Origin of the sequence: Roseinatronobacter sp. S2, from assembly GCF_029581395.1 — a bacterium.
GTDB lineage: Bacteria > Pseudomonadota > Alphaproteobacteria > Rhodobacterales > Rhodobacteraceae > Roseinatronobacter.
In genome coordinates this window covers 2,400,211-2,418,504 of sequence record NZ_CP121113.1, presented here as the reverse complement: position 1 = coordinate 2,418,504, position 18,294 = coordinate 2,400,211, and the positions used below count along the sequence as shown (strand labels likewise).

General features: G+C 58.4%; 16 protein-coding genes and 1 tRNA gene. 13 read left to right on the top strand and 4 right to left on the bottom strand.

Annotation, left to right across the window (positions count from 1 at the left end; all coding sequences use genetic code 11):
• The first annotated feature begins 206 nt into the window (after window positions 1-206).
• The 6 genes from cysD to P8S53_RS11525 all read left to right on the top strand — a co-directional run bounded on the left by cysD (window position 207) and on the right by P8S53_RS11525 (window position 6,411).
• On the top strand, window positions 207-1,112 hold the full coding sequence (cysD, locus tag P8S53_RS11550) for a sulfate adenylyltransferase subunit CysD (protein ID WP_277804116.1): 906 nt from the start codon (window positions 207-209) through the stop codon (window positions 1,110-1,112).
• 13 nt (window positions 1,113-1,125) lie between these two features.
• Window positions 1,126-3,024 (top strand): sulfate adenylyltransferase subunit CysN, encoded by a 1,899-nt coding sequence (gene cysN / locus P8S53_RS11545; RefSeq protein WP_277804115.1) that lies wholly within the window; start codon window positions 1,126-1,128, stop codon window positions 3,022-3,024.
• Window positions 3,025-3,146: 122 nt separating this feature from the next.
• Window positions 3,147-3,437: an Asp-tRNA(Asn)/Glu-tRNA(Gln) amidotransferase subunit GatC gene (gene gatC / locus P8S53_RS11540; protein ID WP_277804114.1), complete on the top strand. Its 291-nt coding sequence runs from the start codon at window positions 3,147-3,149 to the stop codon at window positions 3,435-3,437.
• Window positions 3,434-4,915, top strand: coding sequence for an Asp-tRNA(Asn)/Glu-tRNA(Gln) amidotransferase subunit GatA (gatA, locus tag P8S53_RS11535; RefSeq protein ID WP_277804113.1), 1,482 nt, complete (start codon window positions 3,434-3,436; stop codon window positions 4,913-4,915). The genes gatC and gatA overlap by 4 nt, the downstream gene beginning before the upstream one ends.
• Before the next feature lie 32 nt (window positions 4,916-4,947).
• Window positions 4,948-5,742, top strand: a complete 795-nt coding sequence (locus tag P8S53_RS11530) for a hypothetical protein (protein WP_277804112.1) — start codon at window positions 4,948-4,950, stop codon at window positions 5,740-5,742.
• Between the two features lie 6 nt (window positions 5,743-5,748).
• Window positions 5,749-6,411: an N-acetylmuramoyl-L-alanine amidase gene (locus tag P8S53_RS11525; RefSeq protein ID WP_306417800.1), complete on the top strand. Its 663-nt coding sequence runs from the start codon at window positions 5,749-5,751 to the stop codon at window positions 6,409-6,411.
• Between the two features lie 344 nt (window positions 6,412-6,755).
• Here P8S53_RS11525 and P8S53_RS11520 read toward each other — a convergent pair whose 3' ends face one another.
• The 3 genes from P8S53_RS11520 to lipB all read right to left on the bottom strand — a co-directional run bounded on the left by P8S53_RS11520 (window position 6,756) and on the right by lipB (window position 9,897).
• Window positions 6,756-7,232: a DUF2244 domain-containing protein gene (locus tag P8S53_RS11520; RefSeq protein WP_277804110.1), complete on the bottom strand. Its 477-nt coding sequence runs from the start codon at window positions 7,230-7,232 to the stop codon at window positions 6,756-6,758.
• 83 nt (window positions 7,233-7,315) lie between these two features.
• Window positions 7,316-8,983: a cytochrome c oxidase subunit I gene (gene ctaD, locus P8S53_RS11515; RefSeq protein ID WP_277804109.1), complete on the bottom strand. Its 1,668-nt coding sequence runs from the start codon at window positions 8,981-8,983 to the stop codon at window positions 7,316-7,318.
• A 233-nt stretch (window positions 8,984-9,216) separates the two neighbouring features.
• Window positions 9,217-9,897: a lipoyl(octanoyl) transferase LipB gene (lipB, locus tag P8S53_RS11510; protein WP_277804108.1), complete on the bottom strand. Its 681-nt coding sequence runs from the start codon at window positions 9,895-9,897 to the stop codon at window positions 9,217-9,219.
• A gap of 91 nt (window positions 9,898-9,988) precedes the next feature.
• Between lipB and P8S53_RS11505 the strand changes: the two genes are divergently transcribed.
• The 6 genes from P8S53_RS11505 to P8S53_RS11480 all read left to right on the top strand — a co-directional run bounded on the left by P8S53_RS11505 (window position 9,989) and on the right by P8S53_RS11480 (window position 16,730).
• Window positions 9,989-11,665, top strand: a complete 1,677-nt coding sequence (locus P8S53_RS11505) for a peptidoglycan-binding domain-containing protein (protein ID WP_277804107.1) — start codon at window positions 9,989-9,991, stop codon at window positions 11,663-11,665.
• A gap of 162 nt (window positions 11,666-11,827) precedes the next feature.
• A tRNA-Leu gene (locus tag P8S53_RS11500) sits at window positions 11,828-11,914 on the top strand.
• 260 nt (window positions 11,915-12,174) lie between these two features.
• Window positions 12,175-13,278, top strand: coding sequence for an ABC transporter ATP-binding protein (locus P8S53_RS11495; RefSeq protein ID WP_277804106.1), 1,104 nt, complete (start codon window positions 12,175-12,177; stop codon window positions 13,276-13,278).
• Between the two features lie 99 nt (window positions 13,279-13,377).
• Window positions 13,378-14,481, top strand: coding sequence for an ABC transporter substrate-binding protein (locus P8S53_RS11490; protein WP_277804105.1), 1,104 nt, complete (start codon window positions 13,378-13,380; stop codon window positions 14,479-14,481).
• Window positions 14,482-14,576: 95 nt separating this feature from the next.
• Window positions 14,577-15,866, top strand: coding sequence for an ABC transporter permease (locus tag P8S53_RS11485; protein ID WP_277804104.1), 1,290 nt, complete (start codon window positions 14,577-14,579; stop codon window positions 15,864-15,866).
• 12 nt (window positions 15,867-15,878) lie between these two features.
• Entirely contained in the window at window positions 15,879-16,730 is an 852-nt protein-coding gene (locus P8S53_RS11480; protein WP_277804103.1) for an ABC transporter permease, read from the top strand.
• Window positions 16,731-17,123: 393 nt separating this feature from the next.
• On the opposite strand, the gene P8S53_RS11475 is transcribed toward P8S53_RS11480, so the two are convergent.
• Window positions 17,124-17,396, bottom strand: coding sequence for a hypothetical protein (locus tag P8S53_RS11475; RefSeq protein WP_277804102.1), 273 nt, complete (start codon window positions 17,394-17,396; stop codon window positions 17,124-17,126).
• 187 nt (window positions 17,397-17,583) lie between these two features.
• Here P8S53_RS11475 and P8S53_RS11470 point away from each other — a divergent pair, with 187 nt between their 5' ends.
• Window positions 17,584-18,171, top strand: coding sequence for a TetR/AcrR family transcriptional regulator (locus tag P8S53_RS11470; protein ID WP_277804101.1), 588 nt, complete (start codon window positions 17,584-17,586; stop codon window positions 18,169-18,171).
• Window positions 18,172-18,294: the final 123 nt, after the last annotated feature.

Genomic DNA, 18,294 nt, shown 5'->3' with positions numbered 1-18,294 from the left:
ATTTTGTTTCTTGCACATGCCTGCAATCGCTATTTGAAGCGCGGGCGTGACACTGAACCGCGAATTTATCCGGACGGTGACGACGGACACGCGCAGAAACCATCTGGCGGATGGAACCTGAATATCATACCTCCCATATGGGAGGCGATGCTCCGCTCAGGGGCTGATATGCCTCATGCATGGCTCAAGAGCGAGAGAAATTGCCCATGCATGTTACCAACCTGACCCATCTTCAACGCCTCGAGGCTGAAGCCATCCACATCATGCGAGAGGTGGTCACGCAGGCCGAGAAGCCCGTCATGTTGTATAGTGTCGGCAAGGACAGTGCCGTGATGCTGCATCTGGCGAAAAAGGCGTTCTATCCGGCCCCGCCACCATTTCCGTTGTTGCATGTCGACACAACCTGGAAATTCCGCGACATGTATGCCCTGCGCGACAAGGCTGCGCGCATGGCTGGTATGCAGTTGCTTGTGCATCAGAACCCGGATGCAGTGCGTCAGGGTATCAACCCGTTCGAGCATGGCGGGTTGCACACTGACATGTGGAAAACCGAAGGGTTGAAACAGGCGCTGGACCTGCATGGATTTGACGCAGCTTTTGGTGGCGCGCGCCGCGATGAAGAAAAGAGCCGCGCGAAAGAACGGATTTTCAGCTTCCGCACCGCCAGCCACCGCTGGGACCCCAAGAACCAGCGCCCCGAATTGTGGCGCACCTATAATGCGCGCAAGAACAAGGGCGAATCGATGCGTGTGTTTCCGCTGTCCAACTGGACCGAGTTGGACATCTGGCAATATATACATCTGGAAAATATCGAGATTGTTCCGCTGTATTATGCCGATGAACGCCCGACGGTGATGCGTGACGGGTTGCTGTTGATGGTCGATGATGACCGCTTCGCGTTTGCAGACGGGGAAAAACCGGAAATGCGGTCGATCCGGTTCCGCACGCTGGGCTGTTACCCGTTGACCGGCGCGGTCGAGAGCCGTGCGAAAACCCTGCCGGAGATTATTCAGGAAATGCTGTTGACCACGACATCCGAACGCCAGGGCCGCGCGATCGACCATGATCAGGCCGCGAGCATGGAAAAAAAGAAGCAAGAAGGCTATTTCTGAGGGGCATGACGCAATGACCGATATTTATAAGACCGATGTGCTGATTGCCGAAGATATCGACAAATATCTGGAAACGCATCAGCACAAGACCATGCTGCGCTTCATCACCTGCGGGTCCGTGGATGATGGGAAATCGACCCTGATCGGGCGGTTGCTGTATGACAGCAAGATGATTTTCGAAGACCAGCTTGCCATATTGGAAGCGGATTCCAAACGTGTGGGCACGCAAGGCGAGGCGATTGATTTCGCGCTGCTGGTGGACGGGCTGGCGGCAGAACGTGAACAGGGCATCACGATCGATGTAGCCTATCGTTTTTTTGCCACTGAAAAGCGCAAATTCATCGTCGCCGACACACCGGGGCATGAACAATATACGCGCAACATGATCACGGGCGCGTCTACGGCCGATCTGGCCGTAATTTTGATTGATGCGCGCAAGGGCATTCTGACCCAGACACGCCGGCACAGCTATCTGGCGCATCTGATCGGCATTCGCCACATTGTGCTTGCAGTCAACAAGATGGATCTTGTCGACTATGATCGTGCTGTATTCGACCGGATTGTGACAGAGTATCGCGAATTTGCCGCAAGCATCGGTATTGCGGAATTCACACCTGTGCCGATTTCCGGCCTTGCGGGCGACAATATCACCACCCGCAGCGACAACACCGCTTGGTATGACGGCCCTGTGTTGCTGGACCATCTGGAAACGGTCGAGTTGGACCAGACTGCGGAACAGTTGAAGCCGTTTCGTATGCCGGTGCAATGGGTGAACCGCCCCAATCTGGATTTCCGCGGCTTTTCGGGCACCATTGCCACCGGACATGTGCAGGTCGGTGATGATGTGCGGGTGCTGCCTTCTGGCAAGACAACGACGATTTCGCGCATTGTCACTATGGACGGTGATCTGGATAAGGCCGTGGCGGGGCAGGCAGTGACGCTTTGCTTCAATGATGAGATTGACTGCTCTCGCGGGCAGATCATTACGGCGGCGCAGAACCCCGTCGAAGTGGCGGACCAGTTCGAGGCGACGATCATCTGGATGGAAGATGAAGACATGGTTCCCGGTCGCGCCTATTGGCTGAAGATCGGGCCGCAGACCGTCAGTGCCGTTGTCGCGCAGCCCAAATACCAGATCAACATCAACTCGATGGAGCATCTGGCCTGCAAAACGCTGGATCTGAACGGTATTGGTGTGGCAACCCTGACCACAGACCGTGAAATCCCCTTTGAACCCTATACCCAAAGCCGCGATCTGGGTGGGTTCATCCTGATCGACAAGATGACCAACCGCACGGTTGGCGCGGGGCTGCTGAATTTTGCGCTGCGTCGCGCGCAGAATGTCCATTGGCAGGCGACGGATGTGTCGCGCGAACATCATGCGAGCATGAAGAACCAGAAGCCGCTGGTTCTGTGGATGACGGGGTTGTCAGGGTCGGGGAAATCGACCATCGCCAATCTGGTGGAAAAGAAACTTGCGCGTATGAACCGGCATACTTTCCTGCTGGACGGGGATAACGTGCGCCATGGCCTGAACAAGGATTTGGGCTTTACCGAAGCGGACCGTGTCGAAAACATCCGCCGTGTGGGCGAAGTGGCCAAGCTGATGGCCGATGCGGGGCTGATTGTGATTACGGCGTTTATCTCGCCCTTCCGGTCGGAACGTGACATGGTGCGGTCCATGCTGCCTGCGGGCGAATTCGTCGAAGTGTTCGTGGATACCCCCCTGGAAGAGGCCGAAAAACGCGATGTGAAGGGCCTTTATGCGAAAGCGCGCGCGGGGCAGTTGAAAAACTTTACCGGGATCGATTCCCCCTATGAAGCCCCTGATGCGCCGGAAATCCGCATAGACACCACCCGCATGACACCGGATGCGGCGGCTGATCTGATCATCTCGAAGCTGATCCCGTGATCTGAAAAGGACATGGCGGGGCGTGAATATCGCCTTGCCATGTCGCGCCGCTTGCACCCCACGGCCCATCCCGCTAAACCGCGCATGAACCCCCGTGTATCCCTGTGCAAGCCGGAGCCATCATGTCCGAAATCGATCTGGAAACCGCGCGCAAGGTCGCCCATCTGGCGCGCATTGCCGTTCCTGATGAAAACCTGCCCGCGCTGGCGCAGGACCTGTCGCGTATTCTGACCTTTATGGAAGAATTGAACGAAGTCGACGTGGATGGCGTGGAGCCGATGACGTCGGTGACGCCGATGCGGTTGAAACGCCGCGCGGATGTGGTCACAGATGGCGATGTTCAGGCGCGCATCCTGTCCAATGCCCCCGATGCGCGCGAAGGTTTTTTTGCAGTCCCGAAGGTGGTCGAATGAGCGATCTGAACAAATTGACGCTTGCTGACGCGCGCGACCGGTTGCGTGCAGGTGACGTAACATCGGTTGATCTGACCGAAGCCTGCCTGCGCGCCATCGACGGTGCCGACGCCTTAAACGCCTTTGTGCATAAAACCCCCGATCTGGCGCTGGAGCGCGCGAAGGCGGCGGATGCGCGCATTCAGCAAGGTGATGCACCGGCAATGTGCGGCATTCCCGTGGGCATCAAGGATCTGTTCTGCACCGAAGGCGTGGCGTCACAGGCGGCCAGCGGCATTCTGAACGGCTTTCGCCCCGAATACGAATCGACCGTTTCGGCGCAGTTGCGTGATGCGGGCGCGGTCATGCTGGGCAAGCTGAACATGGATGAATTTGCCATGGGGTCCAGCAATGAAACCTCTGTCTATGGCAATGTGATCAACCCGTGGAAAACAGATGATCGCGACCTGACACCGGGGGGCTCATCGGGCGGGTCGGCGGCAGCGGTCGCGGCGGATCTGTGCCTTGCAGCCACCGGCACGGACACGGGCGGGTCCATCAGGCAGCCTGCCGCATTTACCGGCACTGTGGGGATTAAACCCACCTATGGGCGTTGTTCGCGCTGGGGGATTGTGGCCTTTGCGTCCAGCCTGGATCAGGCGGGACCGATGACAAAAACCGTGCGCGATGCGGCCATCATGCTACAGGCAATGTGCGGCCATGATGCCAAGGATTCGACCAGCGCAGACCTGCCAGTGCCGGACTTTGAGGCAATGCTGACAGGTGATATTCGCGGCAAGAAAATCGGCATCCCGCGCGAATACCAGATCGACGGCATGCCCGCCGAAATTGCAGCGCTTTGGTCCAAAGGGGCCGATATGCTGCGTGATGCAGGCGCCGAAATCGTTGATATCTCGCTGCCGCATACGAAATACGCGCTGCCTGCCTATTATGTTATTGCCCCTGCCGAAGCGTCCAGCAATCTGGCGCGGTATGACGGGGTGCGTTACGGCCACCGCGCGAAACTGGCGGCAGGCGACGGCATTACCCAGATGTATGAGAAAACCCGCGCCGAAGGGTTCGGGGCCGAAGTGCAGCGCCGCGTGATGATAGGCACCTATGTGCTGTCGGCGGGGTTTTATGACGCGTATTATAACCGCGCGCGCAAGGTGCGCAGCCTGATCAAACGCGATTTCGACACGGTGTTTGCCGATGGTATCGACGCCATTCTGACCCCCGCAACCCCGTCCGCCGCGTTTGGCTTGGGCGAAATGGCCAATGCCGACCCCGTGCAGATGTATCTGAATGACGTGTTCACGGTCACGGTCAATCTGGCCGGTCTGCCGGGCATTGCCCTGCCTGCCGGGCTGGATGCGCAGGGCCTGCCGCTGGGGTTGCAGTTGATTGGCCGCCCCTGGGAAGAAGGCGAGTTGCTGAAGACCGCACATGTTCTTGAGGGGGCCGCCGGATTTGTTTCCAAACCTGCGAAATGGTGGTAAGTTCTGGCAAAACTGTCCGAGGCACAAATAACGTGACACGAATTTCCCTTGCTCCCGTTGTGGCACTGGCCGCGCTGATCACGCTTGCTGCGTGTGACACGGCACCACCTTATTCCAACGTGGTTGACGCGACTGGCCGTGGTGTCGGTTTCAGCGATTATGCGCAATACATGCGTGCGCAGGAAGAACTGTCACGCATCCGGCGGCAACAGGCCGCGCAAGGGCAGGGCGCTGGCCCGCAATTTGCATCGCAGCAACAATCCACCCCCCAGCAAACGCGCACGGGCGACACCATTGGTGCCGAAGCGGTCGCGGCGCTGCGCGGTGGTCAGCCTGTGCCTGCAACGCAAGGCCAGCAACAGCCCACGGGCCAGTTTGAAACCGCCAGCGCGGCGCCCCAAACCCAAACGCAAACGCAGGCACCTGCCAGCGGCAGCGTGGGCGTCAGTGACCAGCAATTTACCCCGCAACCCTTTGGCACGCCGCAGCAAAACCGCGTTGTGACCCGCGATCATGTTCCGCAGGTGCGCGTCAGTCAGGATGAAATCGGCACCGGCGACGGGCCAAACCTGTTTGTCTATGCCCTGTCCACACGCCACAATGTCGGCGAGCAGCGCTATACCCGCCGCCACCCGCTGCGCTGGCAACGCTGGGAAGCGGCCTGTTCGCAATTCGCAACGCAGGATCTGGCGCAGGATGCATTTCTGATGGCAGGCGGGCCGGAACGCGACCCCAACCATATGGACCCCGATGGGGATGGTTTTGCGTGCTGGTGGGACCCGACGCCATTCCGTCAGGCCGCAACGTCTGTGCGCGCGCGTCAATAGGTTCAGATGGCGTCAGAGTGGCACCCCTCGCCGAATTTCGGGCCCCGGCGCGGTGGGTTGCAACCTGAACTGGTTGTGCTGCATTATACCGGCATGAAAACCACGCAGGCCGCGTTGCAGCGTCTGTGTGATCCCGCGTTCGAAGTGTCGGCCCATTACCTGATTTCGCCGCAGGGCGCGTTGTTTCAATTGGTGGCTGAAGACCAGCGCGCATGGCATGCAGGGGCCGGTCAGTGGTGTGGGATGCCTGATGTCAATTCGCGCTCTCTCGGGGTTGAATTGGCCAATCGTGGCGACAGGCCGTTTTCACATGTGCAAATGACTGCGTTGGAAGCCCTGTTGCGCCAAATACTTGCACGGTGGGACATTCCCCCTGTGAATGTGATTGCGCATTCGGATATGGCCCCGGACCGCAAGGAAGACCCCGGCGCGCGGTTTGACTGGCGCAGACTGGCGCTGCAAGGACTGGCGCTTTGGCCCGAAGGGTTGGGGCAGGACCGCCCGTTGCGCGACAGTCTTGATGCGATCGGCTACCCTGATGCTGCACCCGACAAGCGCCTGCAAGCTTTTCGCCTGCGGTTCAGGCCATGGGGGCAGGGGCCCGAATGCGCGCAAGACCGGATGCGCGCGACCGCCGTGGCCGACGGGATTATCGCCGCGCGTCGGTAGGATTTGATGCTTGCTGTTTGGTAGGTCCGACAGTGTTTTGTCCCGCACCTATGGTGCTTTCGTTCGGATTTTCTGGCCTGAAGCGGCCATTGGGGAGCTTCCCAAGGCGCGGAATCAAGGCCGCAGGCCGCCGCGCCATCGGTGGGCCGTCCCGCGGCCTGCCGATTTCGCTGATGGTGATTCAATCCTTAGAAGTCAGGAGTATGCCGCCTGCATAAAGTGAACTTCACTGGCGTCGGACCGGCAGACCCCGGCCCACCGCTGGCGCGGGCTTTGTTCAAGTGTGAAGGGCAGCAAAAGGCCAATACTACCCAAACGGCCCGGCCCGATTGATCGGAATTGCCCTATCGCAAGTGGCGTAGGGCGCGCGACAGGTCATCATGCAGCGTTGCGCGTTCTTCGGGGCTTAGGAACCGCCCAAGTTCCACTTCGCGCCCGCCACCGCGCAGGGTCAGGTAATTCTCGACCGGACCGCCCTTTTCCCTCAGCGAAATTTGCACCCAGAACGGGTTGGCCTGCCAGTGCTGCGGGGGCTGGCGGGGCGTGATATGGGTCAGTTCGATTTCGTCGCGCGTCAGGCGCAAGGTTTCTTGCAACGACTCGCGATCGGTGCGGTTGCGCATCAGCGCATACCACAAGGCCCAAAGCGCCACGCCCAGAAACGGCAATAACCCCCACAGAACCGGTGTGCCCAGAACACCGATCAACGGCAAAGCAAGGAAAAACGCGCTTAGCCCGATGACACGGACAAAGCCACGGTTGCCCATGGAAATATTTGGCCGCAGGTGAAGCTGGTATTCAGCACCTGCTGCGGTGGCCAACGCAAAGGCCCCGGGCGGAGTGCCCGGGGCCTTTGGTGTTATCGTCCATGATGCTGGCATTGCTTATGCCTTGCTTCGTGCTGTCAATGCGAGGGCGCTCTGTCCCAGTCCTCGCGCTTGGGAAGCTGCTCGAACGTGTGCTCGGGCGGGGGCGAGGGCAGGGTCCATTCCAGCGTGTCCGCATGCTCGTTCCAGTAGTTCTTTTCCGTCACGCGGCGGCCGAATTTCAGCGTGTAGAACACGATGCCGATGAAGAACAGGAAGGATGCAAAGCTGATGAACGCCCCGATGGAGCTGATGTAGTTCCACAGCGCATAGGCTTCAGGGTAATCGATATAGCGGCGCGGCATACCCTGACGGCCCAGAAAGTGCTGCGGGAAGAAGGTGATGTTGGCACCGATGAACATGGCCCAGAAATGCAGCTTGCCTGCCCATTCGGGGTATTGCCGCCCCGACATTTTGCCCATCCAGAAGTAGATCCCTGCGAACAATGCGAACACCGCCCCCAGTGACATCACATAATGGAAATGCGCCACCACATAATAGGTATCGTGATAGATGCGGTCGATGGGGGCCTGTGACAGAACCAGACCTGTAACCCCGCCCACAGTGAACAGGAACAGGAACCCGAACGCCCATAGCATGGGCGTTTCAAACGACACCGACCCGCGCCACATAGTTGCGATCCAACTGAAGATCTTGATGCCGGTAGGCACCGCGATCACCATGGTTGCCATCATGAAATAGGTCTGCTGCGTCAGCGACATGCCCACCGTATACATGTGGTGTGCCCAGACGATGAAGCCCAGAACCGCAATCGCGATCATCGCCCAGACCATGGGCATATAACCAAAGATGGGCTTGCGCGAGAAGGTCGCAATCACATGGCTGATGATGCCGAAGCCGGGAATGATAATGATATACACTTCCGGGTGACCAAAGAACCACAGGATGTGCTGATACAGGATCGGATCGCCGCCACCTGCGGGATCAAAGAAGGTGGTGCCGAAATTCCGGTCTGTCAGCAGCATCGTGATCGCACCTGCCAGAACCGGCAGCGCCAGCAGGATCATCCATGCGGTGATGAAGATCGACCAGGCAAACAGCGGCACTTTGAACAGGGTCATGCCCGGTGCGCGCATGTTCAGGAATGTGGTGATAATATTGATGGCCCCCAGAATGGAGGATGCGCCCGACACATGGACTGCGAAAATCGCAAGGTCCATGGAATAGCCCGCTTCATTGGTGGAAAGCGGCGGGTACAGAACCCAGCCGACGCCCGACCCAAGCTGGCCATTTCCGCCCGGCGACAGAACTGATGCGACGGCCAGTGCCGAACCCGCAACGAACAGCCAGTAGGACAGGTTGTTAAGGCGCGGGAACGCCATGTCGGGCGCACCGATATGCAGCGGCATGAAGTAGTTGCCAAAACCACCGAACAGCGCCGGGATCAGCACGAAGAACATCATCAGGATGCCGTGCGCTGTGACCAGCACGTTCCAGATATGGCCGTTGGGCGTGCATTCATCCTGTGCGGTGAAGCTGGCACCTTCCATGCACATATACTGAACGCCGGGTTCCATCAGTTCCAGTCGCATATAGATCGAGAATGCGACTGCGATGAAGCCGACTATACCGGCGGTAAAAAGATACAAGATCCCGATATCTTTATGATTCGTGGACATGAACCAGCGGGTGAAGAACCCGCGGGTGTCTTCGTGCCCGTGATCATGGGTGGCTGCGTCGGCCATTGGCTACTCCAGTTCCCGGTTCCTGTCGCGTTGTTCGCGACTGCTTTCCTTCGTAAACGGGTGGCTTTCCCGCCCGCGCGTCGTCCGTCCTGCGTGCTCAGAGATGTCTGTTTTCGCACAGGCGCTATATCATGGTTCTAGAATGTGACATGCGTTTCGGCAACGTCAATATGTCGCAAATGCGGGTTTTTTTGATCTGGATCAAAGGGCCTGTGACATGTTGACGCGGCGAATCAAGCGCAGTCTGGCGGTGTGTCGCCAAAGACCTGCCCAAATGCCCGTTGCAGCGCCAGATCGACATCTTCCAGCGTGACCGGCAGCCCAAGATCGACCAGCGATGTGACACCGTGTTCCCTGATTCCGCAGGGGATGATTCCGTCGAAATGCCCAAGGTCGGGTTCAACATTGATGGACAGCCCGTGAAAGCTGACCCAGCGGCGCAGTTTGATCCCGATGGCCGCAACCTTGTCTTCGCGCACGGTGCCGTCGGGGTTGGGGGCCTTGTCGGGGCGCATGACCCAGACGCCCACACGGCCCGCGCGCCGTTCGCCGCGAATGCCGAACTGGTCCAGCGTGGCTATGACCCAGTCTTCCATCTGGTGCACAAAACACCGCACGTCGCGGCCGCGCCGGTTCAGGTCCAGCATCGCATAGGCGACACGCTGGCCGGGGCCATGGTAGGTATATTGTCCGCCGCGCCCCGCATTGAACACCGGAAACCTGTCGGGGGCGGTCAGGTCCTCGGGGCGTGCGCTGGTGCCTGCGGTATACAGGGGCGGGTGTTCCAGCAGCCATATCGCCTCAGTGGCGTCACCGGCGGCAATGCGCGCGACGCGGTCTTCCATGGCGCGCAGGGTCTGGGTGTAATCCGACAATCCGGGCAGGGTGCGCCATTCGACGGGGGCGGTGGTCATGCGGTCCTCTTGCATTCGAGCAAAAAAATGATGGGCCTGTGCGAAAACTCACGCTAATGTGAGGACATGTTATTTCAGCAGGAGTATTCTGATGTTTGCCAGATATAGTCTAATAGCTGCGCTGTCTATCAGCGCTGCGGCGTTCCCTGTCGATCAGGCGCAAGCGCAAGAAGGAATTGTCGGGGGAATTATCGGGGGCATCATTGGCGGCGCGATCGCCAATGACCAGCGCAACCGCGCGCAGCGGGCGCAGCCGCAGGTTCGTCAGCGCACCGCACCGCGCCCCGCCGTCAGCAATGTGCAACGCGAACAGAACCGGTCCGTGCAGACTGCGCTGAACCATTTTGGCTGGAATGTGGGCACGCCCGACGGTGCCATCGGGCCAAGATCGCGTGCAGGGATTTCGGAATATCAGGCGTTTCTGGGCTTCGCAGGCACCGGGCAGTTGTCAGAATTTGAGCGAAACATTTTGCTGACGGCCCATCAACGCGCCATTTCCGGCGGGCCACAGGTCGCGCAAACCGTGTCCAGCCATCCGCAAGGGCTGCGTGGTCTGGTGCTGGTGGTGCGCGACGAGATGTCGGGCCGCAGCCCTGCGCAAAGTGCAGGAAATTACGGGCTGCCAGCAGCGGTGGCCAGCGCGGTGGATGAAATCGCGGCCTCGTCCGACCCAAGTGCTGCGCAGCTTGTCCAGCGGGCAGGGTTCATCCAGCTTGCCGATCTGAATGGCGACGGGCGCACCGATTATATTCTGGACACATCGGTAACGGGCAGTGCGTTCTGGTGCAGCGCGCAGGCCTGCACGGTGCAAGTGTTCGTATCGACGCCCGAAGGCTATGTGCGCAACGATTTTCAGGCATTCAATGTGACACCTGCCATGTTCACCTGCACGCGGGGCACATGCGAGTTGGGCGCGCCCCAACAGCCGGTGACTGTGGCCGCGGCCCAGCCGGCGGTCCCCGCCGCGCCATCGCCCACAACTGACGTCGCGCTGTCCGTGCCATCGGCGCAGCCGGCCGCGCGCAACCCTGATGCGGGTTCTGATGTTGGTGCCACAATCGCCGCTGCACCCGCGATTCCCAATTTCTTTGGGGGTGGTGCTCCGGCTGAACGGTCGCTTGCGTCGCATTGTGACCGTGTGAACCTGCTGACCAATGCCAACGGTGGCTTTGCCACGCGTGACACCATGACCGACGCGTCACAGGTTCTGAATGAACAGTTCTGCCTTGCGCGCACCTATGCCATGGCAGATGGCGAGGAACTGATCGCGCAGGTGCAGGGGGTAAGTGCAGCGCAGATTACAGAGCAATGCATGGCATTTGCACCTTCGCTGCAACCTTTTGTCTCGGCGCTGTCGGTCCAGCCCCAAGACGAGGTGATGCAATCTGTCAGCGCATTCGTTTTGCAAACCGGCATGAGCCCGCAACAGCTGACTGACACAGCGCGCATTTGTCTGGCCGTGGGGTATCGTCAGGATAATATGGATGTGGCCGTTGGTGCGGCGTTGCTGCTGACCACTTTGGGAGAACGCGCCTATGGCGAGTTGATGGGCCACCATCTGGTTCAGGGGTTTGGCGCGACCAGGCGTGATGATCTGGCGCTGGCGTGGTTCGAGTTGGGGTTTGATCCGGCAAAACGCGCGGTCTTTGCGCCCATGCAGCCCGAACGTGACAGCCTGTTGCGCGACGCGGTATTCGGCCAGACCCCGCAACAAGCGGCACCCGCCGCACCCGCGACGTTGCCGGTCTTTGCCATCCCGCAGCAGTGATCTTGCACGTCGTGAATTGCCAACATGTTAAGGGCGCGCAGTCACTTGCGCGCCCTTAACCTGCGGGCGGGCGTGACGATGATGTTGCTTTCGCGAAATCCGCGCGTTTTTCCCCTTCACAAGCGCCAAGTGACCGAGTATGACGCCGCAACCAAGTCATGTGCGGTCGTGGCGGAATTGGTAGACGCGCAGCGTTGAGGTCGCTGTGGGGTAACTCCCGTGGAAGTTCGAGTCTTCTCGACCGCACCATTTTTCCAAACTTTTGGTGTTTTTCCAGACCGGCACCGGTCCATGAACCGTATATGCGCGCGCCAGGCCCGCAGTTGAATTGTCGAACAGCTATGCTTTTTGCAGCCTTTGTGACTGTTTTTGAGCAACTTTACCGGAAATACTACTGAATTAAATGATATTCCGGTATATTCTTAGTTACTGGTTGCAATGTGGGGTGCCGTTGGTTTTACTGGTGTCATGAAAAGAGCGGAATACCGCCGACACACGGGGAGATCAGCGTGAGCGCACCTGAAAAGCGCGACGGATTTGTCGTATTTGATGGCGTCCAGAAAAGCTATGATGGCGAAACACTGGTGGTCAAAGACCTGAACCTTTCGGTCGCCAGGGGAGAGTTTTTAACCATGCTCGGCCCGTCCGGGTCGGGCAAAACAACCTGCCTTATGATGCTGGCAGGGTTCGAAACTGCAACACATGGCGAAATCCTGCTGGACGGGCGGCCGATCAATTCGGTGCCCCCGCATAAACGCGGCATCGGGATGGTGTTTCAGAACTACGCCTTGTTTCCGCACATGACCGTCGGGGAAAACCTGTCCTTTCCGCTTGAAGTGCGGGGGCTTGGCAAATCTGACCGGGAAAAGAAAATTATGCGCGCGCTGGACATGGTGCAGATGGGGGCATTTGCCAACCGCAGGCCAGCCCAGCTTTCTGGCGGCCAGCAACAGCGTATTGCACTTGCCCGCGCACTGGTGTTTGAACCCGAACTGGTGTTGATGGACGAACCGCTGGGCGCGCTGGACAAACAGTTGCGCGAACATATGCAGTTTGAAATCACCCGCCTGGCGCATGATCTGGGCATTACGACAGTCTATGTCACGCATGACCAGACCGAAGCGTTGACAATGTCCGACAATGTCGCCGTGTTTGATGACGGGCGTATCCAGCAGCTTGACCCGCCTGATGTGCTTTATGAAGCTCCGTGCAACAGCTTCGTTGCGCAGTTCATCGGTGAAAACAATACGTTGGACGGCGTTGTCAAAGAGATTAAGGGCGAAACCTGTATTGTTGAACTTGACGGTGGCGAAGTGATCGATGCCAAGCCAGTCAATGTGCAAAAAGTTGGGGAACGCACAACTGTTTCCATTCGTCCCGAACGGGTCGAGGCCAACAAAAGCAGGCTGGATGACGATGCCCACACAATCAAGGCCGAGGTGATGGAGTTCATCTATATGGGCGATGTGTTCCGCACGCGCCTGAAAGTGGCCGGAAATGAGAATTTCATCATGAAAACCCGCAACGCGCCGGATCAGGTGCGCCACAAGCCGGGTGACATGATAGAAATCGGCTGGATGCCGACAGATTGTCGCGCGCTCGACCACGCCTAGGGCGGGGCGCGCGGCCAAGAATTGCATGGACCGGGGACGGGACAGCTTGCAAAGCGCCAGATCAACTCTGGCGCGATTAACTAACCTAGGAGGTTATCTATGTCATCGACTACAAAACTGTTTGGTCTAAGTGCCGCTGTCAGTGTTCTGGCACTCAGCGCAGCCGCGCAAGACCCGGTTTCGCTGACCATCGTATCATGGGGCGGTGCCTACACCACCAGCCAGCAACGCGCCTATCATGAGCCGTTCATGGAAGCGAACCCGCATGTAACCATCAACAATGACGACGGGTCGGCCAATGCGCTGGCCGGTCTGCGCGCCCAGTCCCAGGCAGGGAACGTGACGTGGGATCTGGTCGACATGCTGCCATCGGATGCACAGCTTGCCTGTGACGAAGGCATCATCATGCAGATCGATCATGATGAAATGCTGGCCGCAGCCCCCGATGGGACACCTGCTAGCGAGGATTTCCTGCCCGGCAGCCTTGGGGAATGTTTCATTCCGCAAATTGTGTATTCGACCATTTTGACTGTCCGCCCGGGTGCTTTTCCTGACGACGCGCAGCCAGAAACGATTATGGATCTGTTCGATGTGGAGAACTTCCCCGGTCGGCGCGCGCTGCAAGACCGGCCAGGCACAAATCTGGAATGGGCGCTTTACGCCGATGGGGTAGACCCCGATGATATCTATGATGTGCTCAGCACCCCTGAAGGTGTGGACCGTGCCTTTGCGAAACTGGATACGATCAAGGACCACATCATCTTCTGGACAGAAGGTGCGCAGGCACCACAGCTTCTGGCAGATGGCGAAGTGGCCTTTGCCACCGGCTATAACGGTCGTATGTTTGAGGCGATCGAAGTAGAAGGCATGGATGCCAGGATCGTCTATGATGGTCAAATTGTCGAATGGGATGGTTGGGTTGTGCCCGCAGATGGCCCGAACCTTGATGTCGTGATGGACTACCTGTATTTTGCGACGGATACCCAGCGGTTAGCTGACCAGGCCAAATACATTCCATATGGTCCAGCACGCGCATCATCAGCCGCTCTTGTTGGTGATCACGCCGATCTGGGAATTGACATGAATCAACACATGCCAACTGCCCCTGAAAACTATTTCGCCCCAATCATTCTGGATAACGACTTCTGGGTCGATTACGGCGACGAGCTGCGCGAGCGGTTTGCAAACTGGATGCTGCAATAATCCTGCGTCCCTGACGATTTCGGGCGCGCGCAATCGCGCGCCCGATACTCTGATTGTCTGACCGGCGTCCTGCCTATGCTGCAAGGAATTTACCTATGTCTCAGGCCGATGCGACCCAAGCTGCGCCCCCCAAACGTGAAAAACTGTTCACCGCAGATGGCACGCCATTGCGCAAGGCGCTGGAGCGCGCGAACCGCCGCCGCAAGCTGACCGCGTTGGCACTGGTGGGACCGCTGCTTGCGTTTATCCTGATCTTCTTTGCCTTTCCCATTGCGCAGATGATGTGGCGGTCCGTCGACAACCCGCAGATCGTAAATGCATTGCCCCGCACGCTTCAGGCGCTCGATACCTGGGACGGCCAGGGCGTGCCGAATGAGGCTGTTTTCGCAGCCCTTCATGCCGATATGATAGAGGACCTTGATCGCCCGCGCCGCGAGCAGACGATCGGTCCGCTTGGAATTCGACTGAACTACGAACTTAGTGCCGCGCGCAGTGCGATTTCGCGCACATCGCGTGCAGTGCAGAATTTTGATGCCCCTTATTCCGACGCGTTCATGGACGCGCATCGTTTGTGGGGGCAGCCGGAATTGTGGCGCATCATCAAGCGCGAAGGGCGCCCGCTGACGCTGTCCTATTATATTGCGGCAACCGACCGCGAATATGACGAGGCAGGAAATATCGTCAAACGGCCAGAGAACCGGCAGATCTACGTCTCGCTGTTCGGGCGAACGCTCGCGCTGAGCCTTGCCATTACCTTCATGACGTTCGCGCTTGGTTTCCCGATTGCCTATTTCCTTGCGAATATGCCGATGCGCTACGCCAATTTGCTGATGATCGCGGTGCTGTTGCCCTTCTGGACATCGCTTCTGGTGCGAACATCGGCGTGGATTGTGCTGTTGCAACAACAAGGCGTCATAAACGAATTACTGGTCAATATAGGGTTAATATCGGACGGTAACCGAATAAGTATGATCTATAACCAGACCGGCACAATCATAGCGATGACGCATATTTTGCTGCCGTTTATGGTGTTGCCGCTATATTCCGTGATGCGCACCATACCTGTCAGTTACACCCGTGCCGCCAAAAGCCTTGGGGCCACGCCATGGACGGCCTTCCGCCGCGTGTATTTCCCGCAAACATTGCCCGGTATCGGGGCCGGGGGGGTGTTGGTGTTCATCATCTCTATCGGGTATTACATCACGCCCGCGCTTGTGGGCGGCCAGTCAGGGCGGATGATTTCCAATGAAATTGCACGCCATATCCAGCAATCCCTGAACTGGGGCCTGGCGGCCGCGCTTGGAACAATGCTGCTGGTGGGCGTTCTGGTGCTGTATTGGCTGTATAACCGGCTTGTCGGCGCTGACAGCCTGAAATTTGGGTAAAGGGGCATAGAGATGGCACTTCCCGCCTATTACACCGCCAAGGATAAGATCTGGCATTATGCCTTTCGGGTGATCTGCTTTGCCATTTTCTTCTTTCTGCTGGCGCCGATCCTGATCATGATCCCGCTAAGTTTCAATGCGCTGCCCTATTTCACGTTCACGCGCGAAATGCTGACATTGAACCCCGATGGATACAGTCTGCGCTGGTATCAGGACTTCTTGGCGTCTGACAGCTGGAAGCGGTCAATTCGCAACTCCTTCGGGATCGGGATCGCGGCGATGCTGGTGTCGACCTTTCTGGGCACGTTGGCGGCCCTTGGGCTGTCGCGGTCTGAAATGCCCGCAAAAGGGCTGATCATGGGCATTCTGATTTCGCCGATGATTGTGCCGCTGATCATTTCGGCTGCGGGAATGTTCTTTTTCTTCTCCAGCATAAATCTCGCGCAAACCTATCTGGGGGTTGTGCTGGCGCATGCGGCCCTTGGCACGCCTTTTGTGGTGATCACCGTGACTGCCACATTGGTGGGCTTTGACCATTCGCTGACACGCGCTGCGGCAAATCTTGGGGCGTCACCCACACGGACGTTTTTCAAGATTACGATGCCGCTTATCCTGCCCGGTGTGATTTCAGGCGCGTTGTTTGCGTTCATCACCTCGTTTGATGAAATCGTCGTGGTGCTGTTTGTGGCCGGTGTTGAGCAACGCACCATCCCGCGCGAAATGTGGTCCGGCATTCGCGAAGATATCAGCCCGACAATTCTGGCAGTGGCGACCATTCTGGTCATGGTGTCGATTGCCCTGCTGACGGTGGTGGAATTGCTGCGCCGCCGGGGCGAGCGGATGCGCGGTCTGTCCCCGCAATAAGCGCGGGCGCATCTGATACTGGAAATTGATGAAGGGGGCGTTCGCGTCCCCTTTTTCTGTATGCGCGGGCTGTAAGGGCGACACATCAAGGGGAATCCTAAGGCTGGTTATTTGTCGCCTGAAGGGGATGCCCCAAGGCGCGGAGCAAAGGCCGAAGGTGGCCCACGCCATAGGTCTGGCCGTCCCGCGGCCTGCCGATTTGGCTGATGGCAGTCCAAGCTTGTGATTTTGGGAGTATGAAGCCTGCATAAACTGCATTCCTATAACGTCGATCGGCAGACCCCGGCCCACCGATGGCGCGGGCTATCTCCAAGCGCAAACGTCATCTTCAGGCCAGCATCACCTATTTCAACCGCATAGGGACCGTGCGTGGCGGGCAATGGCCCAATCATATCACCGCAGCGCGGCACCGGATGCGCGCATGCTGTCGCTGTCTGTTCCGGAAATGACCGGCCCGCGCAGGCGTGCCGCGCGCGCACGCAGCGCATCAGCGCGCGCATCTGCGGATGTGTCGGTCAGAAGCGCCGTATTCGGCCCGTCAACAGTCTGGCGCAAAACATGCGATATGGGCAAAAGCGAGGGGGCAGCGGCATTCGTGGCAGCGTTGCGCGGGGGCATATCCGGCCCCGCAGTGCAGGCAAGCAGCGCCGTTGTGATGGCCAGCATAATACCGTTTCCGCATTTGCGCTGAAGCAACGAAATAACCATAATTTGCCCAGTAAATTCCCCATCGTAGAATGCGCCAGTTCTGGCGTGGGTGCAAGGGCTTGCTGCGGGGCCAGACAGGGGCTTCGTCGGGTGGGGGAATTGTTGCGCTTGCACTTTGGCGGGATTTGGGGCCAAAAAGCAGGCGATGGCCCGCAAAAAGAACTCCTCTGCCGAAGTGACCGGACCGCGCATTCGTTCTGCGGCGCAGCGTCTGTTTGCGCGCCACGGGTATGCAGCGGTGTCGATGCGCCAGATCGCAGCCGAAGTGGGCGTGCAGGCGGGCGCGCTGTATCTGTATACGCCCGACAAGCAAAGCCTGCTGTATGATATGATGCATGACCATCTGGCGGAACTGCTGGCCTCGCATGCGGCCCTGTCCGAATGCGCCGACCCGCTGGCCGCGCTGGAGCAGTTCACGCGTTTCCATATCCGGTTTCACAACGCACGAAGCGATGCGGTTTTTATTGCCTATATGGAATTGCGCAACCTTGAGGGTGACAATTTTTCCCGGATCGAGGCAATGCGGCGCAGCTATGAAGCGCGCCTTCATGATGTGCTGGAACGCGGGCGCGAGGCTGGTGTGTTTGAATTGCCCGATACCAAGCTGGCCACCTTCGCGGTGATCGCAATGCTGACGGGGGTGAACACATGGTATCGCGAAGGGGGCAGGCTAAGCCTGGCGCGTGTCGAAGACATATACTGGGACATGGTGCGCAAATCTGTGGGTGTCTGACTGCGGAATTGCATTTCCAGAATGCCTGTTTTTTCCGCATTTTTCCGGCGTTTCGTATTCCTTAAACATTTTAACCTGTTATCCTTGGCAAACCACGAACCGGCGCAGTCATTCTGCGCAGAT